The 17,673-nt window shown below is 63.6% G+C and carries 28 protein-coding genes; all 28 read right to left on the bottom strand.

The window, feature by feature from the left end; genetic code table 11:
• Positions 1 to 114 precede the first annotated feature (114 nt).
• A complete protein-coding gene (locus tag JQ635_RS14675; protein WP_211410558.1) occupies positions 115 to 993 on the bottom strand; it encodes an adenylate kinase in 879 nt (292 codons plus the stop codon).
• Complete coding sequence (locus JQ635_RS14670) at positions 990 to 2,201, bottom strand: preprotein translocase subunit SecY (RefSeq protein ID WP_211410557.1); 1,212 nt, start codon at positions 2,199 to 2,201, stop codon at positions 990 to 992. The genes JQ635_RS14675 and JQ635_RS14670 overlap by 4 nt, the downstream gene beginning before the upstream one ends.
• 17 nt (positions 2,202 to 2,218) lie before the next feature.
• Complete coding sequence (secY, locus tag JQ635_RS14665; RefSeq protein WP_211410556.1) at positions 2,219 to 3,550, bottom strand: preprotein translocase subunit SecY; 1,332 nt, start codon at positions 3,548 to 3,550, stop codon at positions 2,219 to 2,221.
• A gap of 150 nt (positions 3,551 to 3,700) precedes the next feature.
• Positions 3,701 to 4,186 (bottom strand): 50S ribosomal protein L15, encoded by a 486-nt coding sequence (gene rplO, locus JQ635_RS14660; RefSeq protein WP_018322273.1) that lies wholly within the window; start codon positions 4,184 to 4,186, stop codon positions 3,701 to 3,703.
• 18 nt (positions 4,187 to 4,204) lie between these two features.
• Positions 4,205 to 4,411 (bottom strand): 50S ribosomal protein L30, encoded by a 207-nt coding sequence (rpmD, locus tag JQ635_RS14655; protein WP_211410555.1) that lies wholly within the window; start codon positions 4,409 to 4,411, stop codon positions 4,205 to 4,207.
• Positions 4,412 to 4,434: 23 nt separating this feature from the next.
• Complete coding sequence (rpsE, locus tag JQ635_RS14650; RefSeq protein WP_008136332.1) at positions 4,435 to 5,028, bottom strand: 30S ribosomal protein S5; 594 nt, start codon at positions 5,026 to 5,028, stop codon at positions 4,435 to 4,437.
• Between the two features lie 44 nt (positions 5,029 to 5,072).
• Positions 5,073 to 5,435, bottom strand: coding sequence for a 50S ribosomal protein L18 (gene rplR, locus JQ635_RS14645; protein WP_008549238.1), 363 nt, complete (start codon positions 5,433 to 5,435; stop codon positions 5,073 to 5,075).
• Positions 5,436 to 5,446: 11 nt separating this feature from the next.
• Positions 5,447 to 5,980, bottom strand: coding sequence for a 50S ribosomal protein L6 (gene rplF / locus JQ635_RS14640; RefSeq protein WP_211410554.1), 534 nt, complete (start codon positions 5,978 to 5,980; stop codon positions 5,447 to 5,449).
• Between the two features lie 16 nt (positions 5,981 to 5,996).
• On the bottom strand, positions 5,997 to 6,395 hold the full coding sequence (rpsH, locus tag JQ635_RS14635; protein ID WP_018647252.1) for a 30S ribosomal protein S8: 399 nt from the start codon (positions 6,393 to 6,395) through the stop codon (positions 5,997 to 5,999).
• A gap of 14 nt (positions 6,396 to 6,409) precedes the next feature.
• Positions 6,410 to 6,715, bottom strand: coding sequence for a 30S ribosomal protein S14 (gene rpsN, locus JQ635_RS14630; protein ID WP_018647251.1), 306 nt, complete (start codon positions 6,713 to 6,715; stop codon positions 6,410 to 6,412).
• A 46-nt stretch (positions 6,716 to 6,761) separates the two neighbouring features.
• The gene (gene rplE, locus JQ635_RS14625; protein WP_211406466.1) at positions 6,762 to 7,319 is read right to left on the bottom strand and encodes a 50S ribosomal protein L5; all 558 of its coding nucleotides are present in this window, start codon (positions 7,317 to 7,319) and stop codon (positions 6,762 to 6,764) included.
• Complete coding sequence (gene rplX, locus JQ635_RS14620; protein ID WP_011088142.1) at positions 7,312 to 7,626, bottom strand: 50S ribosomal protein L24; 315 nt, start codon at positions 7,624 to 7,626, stop codon at positions 7,312 to 7,314. Before rplX ends, rplE begins: the two co-directional genes overlap by 8 nt.
• On the bottom strand, positions 7,626 to 7,994 hold the full coding sequence (rplN, locus tag JQ635_RS14615) for a 50S ribosomal protein L14 (RefSeq protein WP_007603030.1): 369 nt from the start codon (positions 7,992 to 7,994) through the stop codon (positions 7,626 to 7,628). Before rplN ends, rplX begins: the two co-directional genes overlap by 1 nt.
• Before the next feature lie 84 nt (positions 7,995 to 8,078).
• On the bottom strand, positions 8,079 to 8,327 hold the full coding sequence (rpsQ, locus tag JQ635_RS14610; protein WP_007603028.1) for a 30S ribosomal protein S17: 249 nt from the start codon (positions 8,325 to 8,327) through the stop codon (positions 8,079 to 8,081).
• A 13-nt stretch (positions 8,328 to 8,340) separates the two neighbouring features.
• A complete protein-coding gene (gene rpmC / locus JQ635_RS14605; RefSeq protein WP_011088144.1) occupies positions 8,341 to 8,547 on the bottom strand; it encodes a 50S ribosomal protein L29 in 207 nt (68 codons plus the stop codon).
• A gap of 5 nt (positions 8,548 to 8,552) precedes the next feature.
• Entirely contained in the window at positions 8,553 to 8,966 is a 414-nt protein-coding gene (gene rplP, locus JQ635_RS14600; protein WP_008136349.1) for a 50S ribosomal protein L16, read from the bottom strand.
• A 30-nt stretch (positions 8,967 to 8,996) separates the two neighbouring features.
• Complete coding sequence (rpsC, locus tag JQ635_RS14595; RefSeq protein WP_211406467.1) at positions 8,997 to 9,722, bottom strand: 30S ribosomal protein S3; 726 nt, start codon at positions 9,720 to 9,722, stop codon at positions 8,997 to 8,999.
• A gap of 17 nt (positions 9,723 to 9,739) precedes the next feature.
• Positions 9,740 to 10,126, bottom strand: a complete 387-nt coding sequence (gene rplV, locus JQ635_RS14590) for a 50S ribosomal protein L22 (RefSeq protein WP_024342451.1) — start codon at positions 10,124 to 10,126, stop codon at positions 9,740 to 9,742.
• A 10-nt stretch (positions 10,127 to 10,136) separates the two neighbouring features.
• Entirely contained in the window at positions 10,137 to 10,415 is a 279-nt protein-coding gene (rpsS, locus tag JQ635_RS14585) for a 30S ribosomal protein S19 (protein ID WP_008136357.1), read from the bottom strand.
• A gap of 12 nt (positions 10,416 to 10,427) precedes the next feature.
• Complete coding sequence (gene rplB, locus JQ635_RS14580) at positions 10,428 to 11,261, bottom strand: 50S ribosomal protein L2 (protein ID WP_211410553.1); 834 nt, start codon at positions 11,259 to 11,261, stop codon at positions 10,428 to 10,430.
• 12 nt (positions 11,262 to 11,273) lie between these two features.
• Complete coding sequence (locus JQ635_RS14575; protein WP_018647244.1) at positions 11,274 to 11,576, bottom strand: 50S ribosomal protein L23; 303 nt, start codon at positions 11,574 to 11,576, stop codon at positions 11,274 to 11,276.
• Positions 11,573 to 12,193 carry a 50S ribosomal protein L4 gene (rplD, locus tag JQ635_RS14570; RefSeq protein WP_018647243.1) on the bottom strand — a complete coding sequence of 207 codons (621 nt, stop codon included), beginning with the start codon at positions 12,191 to 12,193 and terminating at the stop codon, positions 11,573 to 11,575. The genes JQ635_RS14575 and rplD overlap by 4 nt, the downstream gene beginning before the upstream one ends.
• A 1-nt stretch (position 12,194) precedes the next feature.
• Positions 12,195 to 12,908, bottom strand: coding sequence for a 50S ribosomal protein L3 (gene rplC / locus JQ635_RS14565; protein ID WP_211410552.1), 714 nt, complete (start codon positions 12,906 to 12,908; stop codon positions 12,195 to 12,197).
• 51 nt (positions 12,909 to 12,959) lie between these two features.
• On the bottom strand, positions 12,960 to 13,268 hold the full coding sequence (gene rpsJ / locus JQ635_RS14560) for a 30S ribosomal protein S10 (RefSeq protein ID WP_002712302.1): 309 nt from the start codon (positions 13,266 to 13,268) through the stop codon (positions 12,960 to 12,962).
• 81 nt (positions 13,269 to 13,349) lie between these two features.
• Positions 13,350 to 14,540: an elongation factor Tu gene (gene tuf, locus JQ635_RS14555; protein WP_080137239.1), complete on the bottom strand. Its 1,191-nt coding sequence runs from the start codon at positions 14,538 to 14,540 to the stop codon at positions 13,350 to 13,352.
• Positions 14,541 to 14,580: 40 nt separating this feature from the next.
• Positions 14,581 to 16,653, bottom strand: a complete 2,073-nt coding sequence (gene fusA, locus JQ635_RS14550) for an elongation factor G (RefSeq protein ID WP_018322261.1) — start codon at positions 16,651 to 16,653, stop codon at positions 14,581 to 14,583.
• 30 nt (positions 16,654 to 16,683) lie between these two features.
• Complete coding sequence (gene rpsG, locus JQ635_RS14545; RefSeq protein WP_008136420.1) at positions 16,684 to 17,154, bottom strand: 30S ribosomal protein S7; 471 nt, start codon at positions 17,152 to 17,154, stop codon at positions 16,684 to 16,686.
• A 15-nt stretch (positions 17,155 to 17,169) separates the two neighbouring features.
• Complete coding sequence (gene rpsL / locus JQ635_RS14540; RefSeq protein ID WP_007603006.1) at positions 17,170 to 17,541, bottom strand: 30S ribosomal protein S12; 372 nt, start codon at positions 17,539 to 17,541, stop codon at positions 17,170 to 17,172.
• Positions 17,542 to 17,673 lie beyond the last annotated feature (132 nt).

Here is a 17,673-nt window from a genome sequence, read left to right as displayed (position 1 = left end):
CAAACGCGAACACGACGCCCACCCCCGGTCTTCCTGGGGCCCGGCATCGTCTGAAACTATCCGACTTGGATGCGGGGCTTATTAGGGGATTCCAGGGGCTTTCGTCAACCGCTGCTAGCGCTTGGCTCGCTTTTTCGTGACCTTTTTTGCGGCCTTTTTGGCACTCTTTTTGACAGCCTTCTTGGCGATCTTTTTGGCTGCCTTTTTAGCGGTTTTCTTGGTCGTTTTCTTGGCTGCCTTCTTGGCACCCTTCACGGCCTTCTTGGCCGCCTTTTTGGCGGTTTTGGCCGATTTGGCGGCCTTTTTGGCCGTTTTCGCAGGCTTTTTGGCCGCTTTCTTCGCCGCCTTGGCCTTCTTGGCCGGGGCCGCCTTGGCCGCGCTGCGGGCATGGGTCTTGGGCTCGACCGCCCCAAGCGCCAGGAGCTGGCGGTGGATAGCGCGGGTGACCTCGTCGATGGCCATCATGCCATCGATGGTGGAGAGCTTCCGCCGCTCGGAATAGTAGTGAATCAGGGGTTCCGTCTGGCTGCGGTAGCTGGCTAGACGCTTGCTCAGGACCTCCGGGGTGTCATCGAGTCGGACCTCCTCGCCCCGCTCCCGCATCTGGGCGACGCGGGTCTCGACCCGGCTCAGAAGCGCGCTCTCGTTGACCCGGAGCTCGATCACCGCATCGAGCTTGAGGTGCTTGTGCTTGAGCAATTCATCCAGCGCCTCGGCCTGCGGCACGGTGCGCGGGAAACCGTCGAGGATGAAACCGTTCTTGGCGTCCGGCTCGTCGATCCGGTCGGAGATGATTCCAACCACGACCTCGTCGGGCACGAGCCCGCCGGCGGCCATGACTTCCTTGGCCTTCAGACCGACCGGCGTTCCCGCCGCAACGGCCGCGCGCAGCATCTCGCCGGTCGAAAGCTGGACGATGCCATAGCGCTCCACCAAGAGCTGCGCCTGGGTCCCCTTGCCCGACCCCGGCGGTCCCAGAAGTATAATTCTCATCGGCGTACGCCCCCCGGATTGGTGAGCGATACGTCGCGCACCTGTGTTTTGATATCAAGGACAGTGCAAACCACAACCAGCGCCGCACCGCCATCGACGACCATACTATAAGGCAGACCGATCCCGTAAAGCTCGAACACCTCCGGAATCAACTGCAACACCGTCAGGTAGACGGCTCCGACGACCGTCGTCAATGACACGACGCGATCGAGATAGCCGGCAGTGGCCTCGCCGGGAGCGATACCGGGAATAGTGCCACTATGCCGGGCCAGGGATTTGGCGGTGTGTTCGGGATCGACGACATAGGCGGTATAAACGAAGGCGATCACGAACACGGCGATCGACACGAGGATGAGGTGCGCCGGCTGCCCCAACTGAAAATGCCGGTAGGCCGCGGCGACCAAGGGGTGATCGACGCCCAGCACGAGGCCCGCAAAGGCGAGCGGAAGAAAGAAGATCCACGGCGCCACGGTAACTGGAATCAGGAACCCGGCGCTGTTGAGCTTGATCGGCAGCACGGCATCGCGCGCCGGCAGTTGCCGATGGCCGACGGCGAGTGCGCCGAACTCGACGCGCACATTTCGCCGCGCGCCTTCGACAAGCACGATCGCGGCAACCGTCACGACCCAGAGCATGGCGTGGACGAACACGAGGTTGCTCGAGATCGCGCCTCTCCGCACCAGCTCCACGATGCCAGCAACGTCGCGAGGAATGGAGACGAGAATGCCGACGCTCAAGATCAACGCCAAACCGTTGCCGATGCCGTAGCGGGTGATCTGTTCGCTCAACCACACCAGCACGAAGACGCCACCGACCATCGAAGCCGTCGCAGTCACCGCGAACCAGCCGTCTGGATTGCTGACCAGGCCCGGAATGGACGTCAACGAGGAGGCGATGCCATAGGCCTGGAAGGCGGCAAGTCCCAGCGTGAGTGCGAGCGTGGCACGGGCGACCTTGCGCCGGCCGCCCTCACCCGACTGCTCCAGCGAATTCAGGCCGCGCCACACCACGGACAGCAGCCGGACGAAGATCGCCGCGGTCAGATAGGGAACGAGGCCGAGCGCGAAGAGCGAGAGACGGGCGATGATGTCCGACGTCGGCGAGAAGCCGGACGTGTTCACTCCCGCGACCGGGATCTGGGTGCCTAGCCTGAAAAGGAGCAGCGCGCCAATCGTGAAAGCGATTCGGCGCGCGAGCTCCCTGCTCATCTACGGCGACGCCGCGGCTAGCGGCGACGACCGCGCAGCTTGGACTTGCGGATCAGGCCTTCGTACTGATGGGCCAGCAGATAGCCCTGCACCTGAGCCACGGTGTCCATGGTGACGCTGACGACGATCAGCAGCGAGGTGCCGCCGAAGTAGAACGGCACCGAGGCGTAGGAGATCAGGATCTCCGGGATCAAGCAGACGATCGCGAGATAGATCGCACCGAGCACCGTGATGCGGGACAGCACGTAGTCGATATATTCCGCAGTGCGCTCGCCGGGGCGGATGCCCGGAATGAAGCCGCCATGCTTCTTCAGATTGTCCGCGGTCTCGGTCGGGTTGAACACGATCGCGGTGTAGAAGAACGCGAAGAACACGATCAGCGCCAGATACATGATCAGGAACAGCGGACGGCCGTGGCCGAGCTGGGTCGTGATCCACTGGAACCATTCCGGCCCGCTGCCCGCGTTGAAGTTCGCAACCGTGGTCGGCAGCAAAAGCAGCGAGGACGCGAAGATCGGCGGAATCACGCCCGAGGTGTTGAGCTTGAGCGGCAGATGCGAGGACTGGCCCTCGAACATCTTGTTGCCGACCTGGCGCTTCGGATACTGGATCAAGAGCCGGCGCTGTGCGCGCTCCATGAACACGATGAAGGCGATCACGGCGACGGCCATGATGATGACGACCAGGATCAGGCCGGTCGACATCGCGCCCTGGCGGCCGAGCTCGAGCATGTTGGCGAGCGCCGCGGGCAGCTCGGCGACGATGCCGGCGAGAATGATCAGCGAGATACCGTTGCCGATGCCGCGCGAGGTGATCTGCTCGCCCAGCCACATCAGGAACATGGTGCCGCCGGTCAGCGTTATCGCCGTGGACAGGCGGAAGAACATGCCGGGGTCGCTGACGACGTTGCCGGCGCCTTCGAGACCGACCGCGATACCGTAGGACTGGAACGCAGCCAGGATCACGGTCAGATAGCGCGTGTACTGGTTCAGCGTCTTGCGGCCGGCCTCACCCTCCTTCTTCAGCGCCTCGAGCTGCGGCGAGACGGTGGTCAGGAGCTGGATGATGATCGAGGCCGAGATGTACGGCATGATGTTCAGCGCGAAGATCGCCATGCGGTGGATGCCGCCGCCGGCGAACATGTTGAACATGCCGAGGATGCCGCCCGCCTGCGACTTGAACACCTGCTCCCAGATGTTGGGATCGATGCCCGGCAGCGGGATGTAGGTTCCGAGCCGATAAACGAGCAGCGCACCCAGGGTGAACCAGATGCGCTTCTTCAGTTCGTCGGCCTTGGCAAACGCGCCGAAATTGAGGTTGGCTGCCAGTTGTTCCGCTGCAGAGACCATCTTGGACTTTCTCCCGCCGCCTGTTGCGCCGTCATGCCCGCGGCCGGGCTACTATCTAGCGGACGCCGGACATTATCTGGGGCTCGGCTTCGATAAGTCCACGTCCCGCATGCGTAAAGGCCCGCGAGCCGCGGGCCAATGACGCAGTTGTTACGCCGCCTCGCCTTCTTCCTTGGCAGGGGCGAGGATCTTCACCGAGCCGCCGGCCTTCTCGACCGCCGCGATCGCGGTCTTGGTGGCGCCATGCACTTCGATGTTGAGCTTGGACTTGAGTTCGCCGCGGCCGAGCAGCCGCAGGCCGGCCTTGGCGCGGCGCAGCACGCCGCCCTTCACCAGGGCCTCGACGTTCACGACGCTGCCGGCGTCGATCTTCTTGGCATCGACCGCTTCCTGGAGCCGGTCGAGATTGATCTCGGCGAACTCAACGCGGAAGATGTTGTTGAAGCCGCGCTTGGGCAGACGGCGATGCATCGGCATCTGGCCGCCTTCGAAACCCTTGATGCGCACGCCCGAACGCGCGGTCTGGCCCTTGCCGCCGCGGCCGGACTGCTTGCCCTTGCCCGAACCGATGCCGCGGCCGACGCGCATACGCTTTTTGCGCGAGCCGGCGTTGTCGGCGATATCGCTGAGCTTCATCGCCCTTCTCCTTATTTCTTACTTCTCGTCGACGATGCGGACGAGATGGTGAACCTTCTCGATCATGCCGCGGACTGCCGGGGTGTCCTGCAGTTCGCTGGTGCGACCGATCTTGTTGAGCTTGAGACCGATCAGCGTCGAGCGCTGCGAGTGATGGCGGCGGATCGCGCTGCCGATCTGCTCGAGCTTGATCGTCTTGCTGGACTTAGCGGCGTTCTTGGCCATGGGAGTCTACTCCAAAGCTTCCGTTAGTCGGCAGCCGCCTCGGCATCGCCACCGATACGGCGCGACTGCAGAGTGGACACCTTGATGTTGCGGCGGGCTGCGACCGAACGCGGCGAATCCTGATGCTTCAGCGCGTCGAAGGTTGCGCGAACCATGTTGTACGGGTTCGACGAGCCGATCGACTTCGCCACCACGTCCTGGACGCCAAGCGTCTCGAACACGGCGCGCATCGGGCCGCCGGCGATGATGCCGGTACCAGCCGGGGCTGCACGCAGGTAGACACGGCCCGCGCCATGACGGCCGGCGATGTCGTGATGGAGCGTGCGACCCTCGCGCAGCGACACCCGCGTCAGGTTGCGCTTGGCGGACTCGGTTGCCTTACGGATCGCCTCAGGCACTTCGCGCGCCTTGCCGTGACCGAAGCCGGCGCGGCCCTTCTGGTCGCCGATCACGACCAGCGCTGCGAAACCGAAGCGCTTGCCGCCCTTGACGACCTTGGCCACGCGGTTGATGTGGACCAGCTTGTCGACGAACTCGCTGTCGCGCTCCTCGCGCTCCTTGCGTTCGCGTCCGCCGCCGCGTTGATCGCGTCCACCACGTTGTTCGCGTTCTGCCATTTTTCCAATCCTTCAGAGGCTTACGCCTCAATCCTCAAATTCTGTTAGAAGCTCAGCCCGCTCTCACGCGCGGCGTCGGCCAAAGCCTTGACGCGCCCGTGGTAGAGGTAGCTGCCGCGATCGAACACGACTTCCTTGACGCCCTTCTCGGCGGCGCGCTCGGCCAGCAGCTTGCCGACCGCCTTCGCCGCATCGATGTCGGCACCGGTCTTGCCGCCGTCGCGCATCGCCTTCTCTAGCGACGAGGCAGAGGCCAGCGTCTCGCCCTTCAGGTCGTCGATGACCTGGGCGTAGATGTGCTTGGACGAGCGGAACACCGACAGACGCGGACGGCCGCCACCGGAGCGGCGCAGCTTCAGCCGCACACTCCGCTTGCGCCGGGCATTCGTAACCTTGGCTTTGGACATGACCGGCTCCGTTACTTCTTCTTGCCTTCCTTGCGGAAGATGAATTCGCCCACATACTTCACGCCCTTGCCCTTGTAGGGCTCCGGCGGACGGTAGGCGCGGATCTCCGCGGCGACCTGGCCGACGCGCTGGACGTCGCTGCCCGCGACCGTGATCTCGGTCGGCTTCGGCACGGTGATCGTGATCCCTTCCGGGATCGGATAGACCACGTCGTGGCTGTAGCCGAGCGCGAGCTGCAGGTTCTTGCCCTGCATCGCGGCACGGTAGCCGACGCCGGTGATCTCGAGCTTCTTCTCGAAGCCCTTGGTGACGCCTTCGACCAGATTCGCGACCTGGGCGCGAGCGGTACCGTACAGCGCGCGGGCGCGGTTGGTATCAGCGCGCGGCTTGACCTTGATCTGGCCGCTCTCGAGCTTCACCTCGACGTCGTCATGGACGACGAACTGAAGCTGACCCTTCGGTCCCTTCATCTTGACGGTCTGCCCATCGACGGTCGCGGTCACACCCGACGGAACCGCCACAGGCCTTTTGCCAACTCGTGACATGGATGAAAAATCCTTCTCAGAACACCGTGAAGAGGACTTCACCGCCCACATTCGCGTCGCGCGCGCTGTGGTCGGCCATGATCCCCTTCGGCGTCGACAACACCGAAATGCCGAGCCCGTTGTTGACCCGCGGCAGGTTCTTCACCGAGGCGTAAACACGACGCCCTGGCTTGGAAACGCGTTCGATCTCGCGGATGACGGGCTCGCCGTCGAAATACTTCAACTCGATCTCGATCTCGCTGCGGCCCGAGGGATGCTCGAGCGTGGCGTAGCCGCGGATGTAGCCCTCGGACTTCAGCACCTCGAGCACGTTCTCGCGCATCTTCGAGCCAGGCGTGGAGACCTTGGTCTTGGAGCGCATCTGCGCGTTGCGGATGCGGGTGATCAGATCGCTGATTGGATCGTGCGTAGACATCTAAACGACCCTCCTTACCAGCTGGACTTCACGAGGCCCGGGACCATGCCCTTGGAGCCAAGGTCGCGCAGCGCGATACGGGACAGCTTGTTCTTGCGATAGTTCGAGCGCGGGCGGCCCGACAGCTCGCAACGCAGGCGGATGCGGGTCGCCGACGAATTGCGCGGCATTTCGGCCAGCTTCAACGTCGCAGCGAAACGCTCCTCCATCGGCAGCTTCTTGTCGGCGATGATCGCCTTCAACCGCTCGCGCTTGGCGGCGGCGTTCTTCACCATCCGCTTGCGCCGGTTGTTCTTCTCGACTGAACTCTTCTTTGCCATGCTTGGCTCCTGGGTATCCGCGTTTGAGAGGCTTTAGGTCAGCGTCTCACTGCCGGAACGGGAAATTGAAAGCGGTCAACAAGGCCCTCGCCTCTTCGTCGGTCTTGGCCGTGGTGCAGACGGTGATGTCCATACCGCGGGCTTCCGTGACCTTGTCGAAGTCGATCTCGGGGAAAATGATGTGCTCCTTGATGCCGAGCGAGTAGTTGCCGCGGCCGTCAAAGCTCTTCGGGTTCAGGCCGCGGAAGTCGCGGACGCGCGGCAGCGCCACCGTCACCAGGCGATCGATGAACTCGTACATGCGGGCCTTGCGCAGCGTGACCTTGCAGCCGATCGGCTGGTTCTCACGCAGCTTGAAGGTCGCGATCGCGATGCGCGAATAGGTCACGATCGCCTTCTGGCCGGCGATCTGGGTCAGCTCGGCAGCGGCGGTCTCGGCCTTCTTGCGGTCGTTGACGGAGTCGCCAACGCCCATGTTCAGCACGACCTTGTCCAGGCGCGGAACCTGCATCACGTTCTCATAACCGAACTTCTCGGTCAGAGCCGTGCGGATCTTCGCGTCATATTCCGCGCGCAGGCGCGGCGTGTAAGCGGTCTCAGCCATCGATCTCAGCTCCCGAGCTCTTGGCGATGCGAACCTTCTTGCCGTCCGCCAGAATCTTGAATCCGACGCGGGTCGGCTTTCCGTCCTTGCCGACATACGCGATGTTGGACAGTTGGATCGGCGCCTCTTTCGAGATGATGCCGCCCTCCTGGGCCTGCGTCTGCTTCTGGTGACGCTTGACCATGTTGATGCCGCGCACGAGCGCCGTGCCGGCGTCGGGGCGAACCTCGAACACCTCGCCGGTGCGGCCCTTGTCGCGACCGGTCAGCACGACGACCTTGTCGCCCTTGCGGATCTTCGCAGCCATTACAGCACCTCCGGCGCGAGCGAGATGATCTTCATGTGGTTCTTGGCGCGCAGCTCGCGCGGCACGGGCCCGAAGATACGGGTGCCGACCGGCTCGGACTGGTTGTTGATCAGAACGGCGGCGTTACGGTCGAAACGGATGACCGAACCGTCGGCGCGGCGGATGTCCTTGCGGACGCGCACCACGACGGCCTTCATCACGTCGCCCTTCTTCACCTTGCCACGCGGAATCGCTTCCTTGATCGAGACGACGATGATGTCGCCGATCGTGGCGTAGCGGCGCTTGGAGCCCCCGAGCACCTTGATACACATGACACGGCGTGCGCCAGAATTGTCGGCCACGTCGAGGTTGGTCTGCATCTGAATCATTGATGCACCTCGTCCTCTTTCTCTTTGCGCCAGCCCAGCCGGCGCTCAACATTTCCCTGAAGTCAGTCGGCTAAAGCCAACAGATCAGGCGCTTTTCTTGTGTTCGCCCCGGATCACGACCCAGCGCTTCAACTTCGAAATCGGCTTCGATTCCTCGATCCACACCATGTCGCCCGGCTTGAACTCGTTGCTCTCGTCGTGCGCGTGGTAGTTCTTCGAACGGCGGATCGTCTTCTTGTAGATCGGGTGCGTGAACCGGCGGTCAACGCGCACCACGATGGTCTTGGCCTGCTTGTCGCTGACGACCACGCCCTGCAAAGTACGTTTCGGCATCTTCGTAAGCCTCTTACTTCTTCTTCGCGCGCGTCTGCGCGGCGACGGTCTTGATCCGGGCGATGTCACGGCGGGCCTCGCGCAGGCGCGAGGTGTTCTCGAGCTGCCCGGTGGCGCGCTGGAAGCGCAGGTTGAAGCGCTCCTTCTTCAGGTTCAGGATGGCGTCATCCTGCTGGTCGGGGCTCATCGCGCGGATGTCTTCGATCTTCATCTGGGCCATGGCCATTACTCCGCAATGCGCTCGACGAAGCGCGTCTTGATCGGCAGCTTGGCGGCCGCGAGGGTCAGCGCCTCGCGCGCCGTCTGGGTGTTGACGCCGTCGATCTCGAACAGCACCCGGCCCGGCTTGACGCGAGCCACCCACAGTTCCGGCGAACCCTTGCCCGAGCCCATGCGGACTTCGGCCGGCTTCTTCGACACCGGAACGTCGGGGAATACGCGGATCCAGACGCGGCCGGCGCGCTTCATGTGGCGGGTCAGCGCGCGGCGGGCGGCTTCGATCTGACGCGCGGTGACGCGCTCCGGCTCCGTCGCCTTCAGGCCGAACTGGCCGAACGCCAACGTCGCGCCCGAAGACGCAACGCCGTGGATGCGGCCCTTATGCGCCTTCCGGAACTTCGTTTTCTTAGGTTGCATCATGGCTTTAAGCCCTCAAATCCCTGTGCGGCCTTAGGCTGCGGCCGTATCGCGGCGCCCACGGCCACCACGATCACCACCGCCGCTGCTCTCGCCTTCGGCCATTCTCTTGTCCTGGGCCATCGGATCGTGCTCGAGGATCTCGCCCTTGAAGATCCAGACCTTGACGCCGCAGGTGCCGAAGGTCGTGAACGCGGTCGCAACGCCGTAGTCGATGTCGGCGCGCAGCGTGTGCAGCGGCACGCGACCTTCGCGGTACCACTCCATGCGCGCGATTTCCGCACCGCCCAGACGACCCGAGCAGTTGATGCGGATACCTTCCGCGCCGAGACGCATCGCCGACTGCACGGCGCGCTTCATGGCCCGGCGGAACGCCACGCGGCGCTCCAGCTGCTGCGCGATCGACTCGGCCACCAGCGTCGCATCGAGCTCCGGCTTGCGGATCTCGACGATGTTGATGACGACGTCGGACGAGGTGATGTCCGCAACGCGCTTGCGCAGCTTGTCGATGTCGGCGCCCTTCTTGCCGATCACCACGCCCGGACGGGCCGAGTGGATGGTGACGCGGCACTTCTTGTGCGGACGCTCGATCACGATGCGGGCGACGGCCGCCTGCTTGAGCTCCTTGTGCAGGATCTCGCGGATCTTGACGTCCTCGTGCAGCAGCTTGCCGTATTCCTGCTTGCCGGCGAACCAGCGGGAATCCCAGGTCCGGTTGATGCCGAGACGCAGACCGATCGGATTGATCTTTTGACCCATCGTGTTCTCCTGCGCCCTTAAGCCGCTGCTTCGGCTTCGACCTGACGAACGATGATCGTCAGCTGCGAAAATGGTTTGTAGACACGGCCCGAACGGCCACGGCCGCGGGCGGCGAAGCGCTTCATCACGAGGCCGTTGCCGACGAAGGCCTGCGCCACGACGAGATCGTCGACGTCGAGGTCGTGGTTGTTCTCGGCGTTGGCGATAGCCGATTCCAGGCACTTCTTCACGTCGACCGCGATCCGCTTGCGCGAAAACTGCAGGTCGGCGAGCGCGGCGGAAGCCTTCCGGCCGCGAATGAGCTGGGCGACCAGGTTGAGCTTCTGCGGGCTCACCCGCAGCATCCGGGCGACCGCCTTGGCCTCGTTCTCGGCGAGGCTCCGTTCGCGCTTAGGTTTGCTCATCGTTTAATCCTCAAGCCTTCTTGGCTTTCTTGTCGCCGGAGTGGCCATGGAAGGTCCGGGTCGGCGAGAACTCGCCGAACTTGTGACCGACCATTTCCTCGTTGACCGCCACCGGCACGTGCTTCTGACCGTTGTAGACACCGAAGGTCAGGCCGACGAACTGCGGCAGGATCGTCGAGCGACGGCTCCAGATCTTGATGACGTCGTGACGGCCGGACGCGCGCGCGGCATCTGCCTTCTTGAGCAGAGAACCCTCGACGAACGGGCCTTTCCAGACTGAACGAACCATGTCCGGCGTTCCTTACTTCTTCCGCTTGTGGCGGCTTAGGAGAATGAATTTGTTGGTCGACTTGTTGGTGCGGGTCTTCTTGCCCTTGGTCGGCTTGCCCCACGGGGTGACCGGGTGGCGACCGCCCGAGGTACGACCTTCACCACCGCCGTGCGGATGGTCGATCGGGTTCATGGCGACACCGCGGTTGTGCGGGCGACGGCCCATCCAACGCTTGCGACCGGCCTTGCCGATCGAGGTGTTCATGTGATCCGGGTTCGACACCGCGCCGATCGTGCCGCGGCAGCGGCCGTGCACTAGGCGCTGCTCGCCCGAGTTCAGGCGGATGATGACGTAGTCCTGGTCGCGGCCGACGAGCTGGGCGTAGGTGCCGGCGGAACGGGCGAGCTGGCCGCCCTTCCCGATCTTGACCTCGATGTTGTGGATGATCGTGCCGACCGGCATGTTGCCGAGCGGCATGACATTGCCCGGCTTCACGTCGACGTAGTTGCCGGCGACGATGGTGTCACCCACGGCCAGGCGCTGCGGCGCCAGGATGTAGGCCTGCTCGCCGTCCTGGTACTTGATCAGCGCGATGAACGCAGTGCGGTTCGGATCGTATTCCAGCCGCTCGACCGTCGCGGGTGCATCGACCTTGTCACGCTTGAAGTCGACAATGCGCAGCGTCTGCTTGTGACCGCCGCCGCGGAAGCGCACGGTGATGCGGCCGGTGTTGTTGCGGCCGCCCGAGGACTTCTTGCCTTCGGTGAGCGCCTTGACCGGCTTGCCCTTGTAGAGCGCCGAACGATCGACCATCACCAGCTGGCGCTGGCCCGGCGTCGTGGGATTGAATGTCTTCAGTGCCATCGTCGTACGACCTTACAGACCGGTGGTGACGTCGATCCGGTGGCCCTCTTCGAGGGTCACGATCGCGCGCTTGGTGTTCGACTGCGAACCGAGATTGCCGCGGAAGGCCTTGACCTTGCCCTTGCGGACCAGCGTGTTGACGCTCTTGACCTTGACGTCGAACAGCTTCTCGATCGCTTCCTTGATCTGCGGCTTGGTCGCCTTCGCGGCCACCTTGAACAGCACCTTGTTGTGCTCCGAGGCGATCGTCGCCTTTTCGGTCACGACCGGCGACAGGATCACGTCGTAGTGGCGAGGCTCGATGTTCTTCGTCATTTGAAGCGCGCCTCCAGCGCATCGATGGCGGCCTTGGTCAGAACGAGCTTCTGACGGCGCAGGATGTCATAGACGTTGATGCCCTGGATCGGCAGCACGTCCATGTTCGGGATGTTGCGGGCCGCAGCGGCGAAGCCGTTGTTGAGCTCGGCACCGTCGATGATCAGCGCGTTGGTCAGGCCGAGGCCCGAGAAGTGACCGAGCAGCGCCTTGGTCTTGGCGGCTTCCAGCGCGGCCTTCTCGATCACGACGAGATCGCCGTCCTTGGCCTTGGCCGAGAGCGCATGCTTGAGAGCGAGCGCGCGGACCTTCTTCGGCAGGTCGGTGGCGTGCGAACGCACCACCGGACCGAAGGCACGGCCACCGCCACGGAACTGCGGCACACGGGCCGAGCCATGACGAGCACCGCCGGTGCCCTTCTGCTTGTACATCTTCTTGCCGGTGCGCCAGATCTCGGCGCGGCCCTTGGCCTTGTGCGTGCCGGCCTGGCGCTTGTTGAGCTGCCACTGCACGCAGCGCGCGATGATGTCCTCGCGCGGCTCGAGACCGAAGATGGCGTCGGAGAGCTGGACGGAGCCGGCTTCCTTACCTTCGAGGGTGGTGACTTTCAGTTCCATCTCACGCCTCCTGCGCAGCCGGAGCGGCTTCCGCGTCGCCAGCAACCTTGAACTTGCCGGGCTTCGGAGCGTCCTTCGGCAGCGGCTTCTTGACGGCGTCGCGCACGCGGATCCAGCCGCCCTTGGAGCCGGGAACGGCACCTTCGACGAGGATCAGGCCGCGCTCGACATCGGTCTGGACGACGCGAAGGTTGAGCGTGGTGATGCGATCGACACCCATGTGGCCGGGCATCTTCTTGTTCTTCCAGGTCTTGCCGGGGTCCTGACGACCACCGGTCGAACCGATCGAGCGGTGCGAGATCGACACACCGTGCGTGGCGCGCAGACCGCCGAAGTTCCAGCGCTTCATACCGCCCGCGAAGCCCTTACCGACCGAGGTGCCGGTGACATCGACGAACTGGCCGACGACGAAGTGATCGGCCTGGATCTCGGCGCCGACCGGGATCATGGCGTCCGCGGTGACGCGGAACTCCTCGACCCGGCGCTTCGGCTCGACCTTGGCGACCGCGAACTGGCCGCGCTCGGCCTTGGGCATGTAAACGGTCTTGCGGGCACCAGAACCGAGCTGGAGCGCGACGTAACCGTTCTTCTCTTCGGTGCGGTGGCCTACGACCTGGCAATTGCCGAGCTTCAGCACGGTCACGGGGATATGTTCGCCGGCCTCCGTAAAGACCCGCGTCATCCCGACCTTTTGTGCGATCACTCCGGAGCGCATCGGCTTGCTTCCTGTTCTCTTTGTCCGCTTTCGCGAACGGGATCCAAAATCTTAGAGCTTGATCTCGACGTCGACACCGGCGGCCAGGTCGAGCTTCATCAAAGCATCGACGGTCTGCGGGGTCGGATCGACGATGTCGAGCAGGCGCTTGTGGGTGCGCATCTCGAACTGTTCGCGGCTCTTCTTGTCGACGTGGGGCGAACGGTTGACGGTGAACTTCTCGATGCGGGTGGGCAGCGGAATGGGTCCGCGGACCTGCGCGCCGGTGCGCTTCGCCGTGTTCACGATCTCACGGGTCGACGTATCGAGGATACGATGGTCGAACGCCTTGAGACGGATACGAATGTTTTGGCCGTTCATTGCCGTGGTCTCTCTTCAGTGGGTGGCGAATAGCGAATAGCGAATGTTGCCATTCGCTACTCGCCGTCCCTTTTCTCGTAATTACTCGATGATCGAGGCGACGACGCCGGCGCCGACGGTGCGGCCGCCTTCGCGGATCGCGAAGCGGAGCTTCTCTTCCATCGCGATCGGAACGATCAGGTGCACTTCCATCGCGATGTTGTCGCCCGGCATCACCATCTCGGTGCCTTCCGGCAGGTGCACGACACCGGTCACGTCGGTGGTGCGGAAGTAGAACTGCGGACGGTAGTTGGTGAAGAACGGGGTGTGGCGACCGCCCTCTTCCTTGGTGAGGATGTAAGCCTCAGCCTTGAACTTGGTGTGCGGCTTGACCGAACCCGGCTTGGCCAGAACCTGGCCGCGCTCGACGTCCTCACGCTTGGTGCCGCGGAGCAGAGCGCCGATGTTGTCGCCGGCCTGACCCTGATCGAGCAGCTTGCGGAACATTTCGACGCCGGTGACGGTGGTCTTCTGGGTGGCGCGGAGACCGACGATCTCGATTTCCTCGCCGACCTTGACGACGCCGCGCTCGACACGGCCGGTCACGACGGTGCCGCGGCCCGAGATCGAGAACACGTCTTCAACCGGCATCAGGAACGGCTGGTCGATCGGACGCTCCGGCTGCGGGATGTAGCTGTCGACGTTCTTCATCAGCTCGATGATGGCGTCGTGGCCGAGCTTCTTGTCCGAATCTTCGAGAGCGGCCAGAGCCGAACCCTTGATGATCGGGATCTTGTCGCCGGGGAATTCGTACTTCGAGAGCAGCTCGCGGACTTCGAGCTCGACGAGCTCGAGGAGCTCCGGATCGTCGACCATGTCGCACTTGTTGAGGAACACGACGAGCGCGGGCACGCCGACCTGGCGGGCGAGCAGGATGTGCTCGCGGGTCTGCGGCATCGGGCCGTCAGCGGCCGACACGACCAGAATCGCGCCATCCATCTGGGCAGCGCCGGTGATCATGTTCTTCACGTAGTCGGCGTGGCCGGGGCAGTCGACGTGGGCGTAGTGGCGGTTCGGCGTCTCGTACTCGACGTGCGCGGTCGAGATGGTGATGCCGCGGGCCTTCTCTTCCGGCGCCTTGTCGATCTGGTCGTACGCGGTGAACGTCGCACCGCCGGCTTCGGCGAGAACCTTGGTGATCGCCGCGGTCAGCGACGTCTTACCATGGTCGACGTGACCGATGGTGCCGATGTTGCAGTGCGGCTTGGTACGTTCAAACTTTGCTTTGGCCATTTGACTCTCCGTTCAATCGTCAGCTTTCAACCGACGACAATCAGGCAAACTTCTTCTGGACTTCTGCCGACACGTTGGCCGGCGCTTCTGCGTAGTGATCGAACTGCATGGTGAAGGTCGCGCGACCCTGGCTCATCGAGCGCAGGTTGTTCACGTAACCGAACATGTTCATGAGCGGCACCATCGCGTTGATGACGTTGGCGTTGCCGCGCATGTCCTGACCCTGGATCTGACCGCGCCGGGAGTTCAGGTCGCCGATGACCGAGCCGGTGTAGTCTTCCGGGGTCACCACTTCGACCTTCATGATCGGCTCGAGCAGGACGGACTTGCCCTTCTGCAGCGCTTCGCGGAATGCCGCGCGCGATGCGATTTCGAAGGCGAGCGCCGACGAGTCGACGTCGTGATACTTGCCGTCGACGAGCTGAACCTTGACGTCGACCACGGGGAAGCCCGCGACCACGCCAGAGCTCATCACGCTGTTGAGGCCCTTTTCAACGCCGGGGATGTATTCCTTCGGAACCGCACCACCGACGATCTTGGACTCGAACTCGTAGCCCTTGCCGGGCTCGTTCGGCTCGACCACGATCGACACTTCCGCGAACTGACCGGTACCGCCGGTCTGCTTCTTGTGGGTGTACTTGACCTCGGCCTTCTTGGTCACGCGCTCACGGAACGCAACCTGCGGCGCGCCGATGTTGGCGTCGACCTTGTAGGTGCGCTTGAGGATGTCGACCTTGATGTCGAGATGGAGTTCGCCCATGCCCTTGAGGATGGTCTGGCCGGACTCCTGGTCGGTCGACACGCGGAAGGACGGATCCTCCGCAGCGAGCTTGGCCAGCGCCACGCCCAGCTTTTCCTGGTCGGCCTTGGACTTCGGCTCGATCGCGATCTCGATGACCGGCTCGGGGAATTCCATCTTCTCCAGGATCACCTGCTTGTCGGGATCGCACAGCGTGTCACCGGTGCGCGCTTCCTTCAGGCCGGCCAGCGCGACGATGTCGCCGGCATAGGCTTCCTTGATGTCCTCGCGGTTGTTCGCATGCATCAGCAGCATGCGCCCGATGCGCTCTTTCTTCTCGCGCGTCGAGTTCACGACGCCGGTGCCGCTCTGCAGGACGCCGGAGTAGATGCGGCAGAAGGTAATGGTGCCGACGAACGGGTCGTCCATGATCTTGAACGCGAGCAGCGCGAGCGGCTCCTTGTCGTCCGCCTTGCGCACGACCTCGTTGCCGCGGTCGTCGGTGCCCTTGATCGCGGGCACGTCGATCGGCGACGGCAGATAGTCGACGACGGCGTCGAGCAGCGGCTGCACGCCCTTGTTCTTGAAGGCCGAGCCGCACAGCACGGGATAGAACGCGCCCGTCAAGACCGCCTTGCGGATCAGCCGCTTCAGCGTCTCTTCGTCCGGCTCCTTGCCGTCGAGATAGGCGGCCATGGCGTCGTCGTCGAGCTCGACGGCGGCTTCCACCATCTTCTCGCGGTATTCCTTGGCCTGCTCGACGAGATCCTCGGGAATGTCGACATAGTCGAACTTCGCGCCGAGCGATTCATCGTTCCAGATGATGCCTTGCATCTTCACGAGGTCGACGAGACCCTTGAAGTTGTTCTCGGCGCCGATCGGAAGCTGGATCGCGATCGGCTTGGCGCCAAGGCGGTCGACGATGTCGGCCAGGCACTTGAAGAAGTCGGCGCCGGTCTTGTCCATCTTGTTGGCGAAGACGATGCGCGGAACCTTGTACTTGTCGCCCTGGCGCCAGACGGTCTCGGTCTGGGGCTCGACGCCCTGGTTGGAGTCGAGCACGCAGACGGCGCCGTCGAGCACGCGCAGCGAACGCTCGACTTCAATGGTGAAGTCGACGTGGCCGGGAGTGTCGATGATGTTCAGACGCTTGCCGGCCCAGAACGCGGTGGTCGCAGCGGAGGTGATCGTGATGCCACGCTCCTGCTCCTGCTCCATCCAGTCCATCGTCGCGGCACCTTCGTGCACTTCGCCGATCTTGTGGCTCTTGCCGGTGTAATAGAGGATGCGCTCGGTCGTCGTGGTCTTGCCGGCATCGATATGCGCCATGATACCGAAATTGCGGTAGTTCTCTATGGCATGAACGCGAGGCATGGGTTGTTCCTTAGATTCCGTGTGTCGCCGTTACCAGCGATAGTGCGAGAAGGCGCGGTTGGCTTCCGCCATCCGGTGCACGTCTTCACGCTTCTTGACGGCGTTGCCGCGGTTGTTGGAGGCGTCCAGCAACTCAGCCGAGAGCCGCTCGGTCATCGTCTTCTCGTTGCGCTCGCGCGCGGCCGAGATCAGCCAGCGAATGCCCAGCGCCTGACGGCGGGTCGAACGAACTTCGACCGGAACCTGGTAGGTCGCGCCACCGACACGGCGGGAGCGCACTTCGATCGTCGGCATGACGTTCTCGAGCGCCTGCTCGAACACGCCGAGCGGGTTCTGCTTGGTCTTGGATTCGATGATGCCGAACGCACCGTAGACGATGCCTTCCGCAACCGACTTCTTGCCGGCATACATCACCGAGTTCATGAACTTCGTGACGATGATGTTCCCGAACTTCGGATCCGGGAGAACTTCGCGCTTTTCCGCTGAGTGGCGACGAGACATAGGCTTGGTTCCCGCTTACTTCGGACGCTTGGCGCCGTACTTCGAACGACGCTGCTTACGGTTCTTGACGCCCTGGGTATCCAGAACGCCGCGGAGGATGTGGTAGCGCACGCCGGGCAAGTCCTTGACGCGACCGCCGCGGATCATGACCACCGAGTGCTCCTGGAGGTTATGGCCCTCGCCGGGGATGTAGCCGATCACCTCGAAGCCGTTGGTCAGGCGCACCTTAGCGACCTTACGAAGCGCCGAGTTCGGCTTCTTCGGGGTCGTGGTGTAGACGCGGGTGCAAACACCACGCTTCTGAGGCGACTGCTGCAGCGCCGGCACCTTCTTGCGCGACTTCTGCACTTCCCGCGGTTGAGCGATCAGCTGGTTGATCGTCGGCATCCTGGCCTTACCCTTTGTTCTGCCGCGGCCCCTTCCGGGCCCGCTGTCTTGCCGCGGCCCGTTGCCGGGACCGCAAATTCGTTTCGAGCCACCCGCCCGACGAGGCCGCCTCAAGCGGAACAATCCGCACAA

This window comes from Bradyrhizobium iriomotense (genome assembly GCF_018130765.1).
Classification (GTDB): domain Bacteria; phylum Pseudomonadota; class Alphaproteobacteria; order Rhizobiales; family Xanthobacteraceae; genus Bradyrhizobium; species Bradyrhizobium iriomotense_A.
This window is presented reverse-complemented; position numbering and strand designations above follow the sequence as displayed.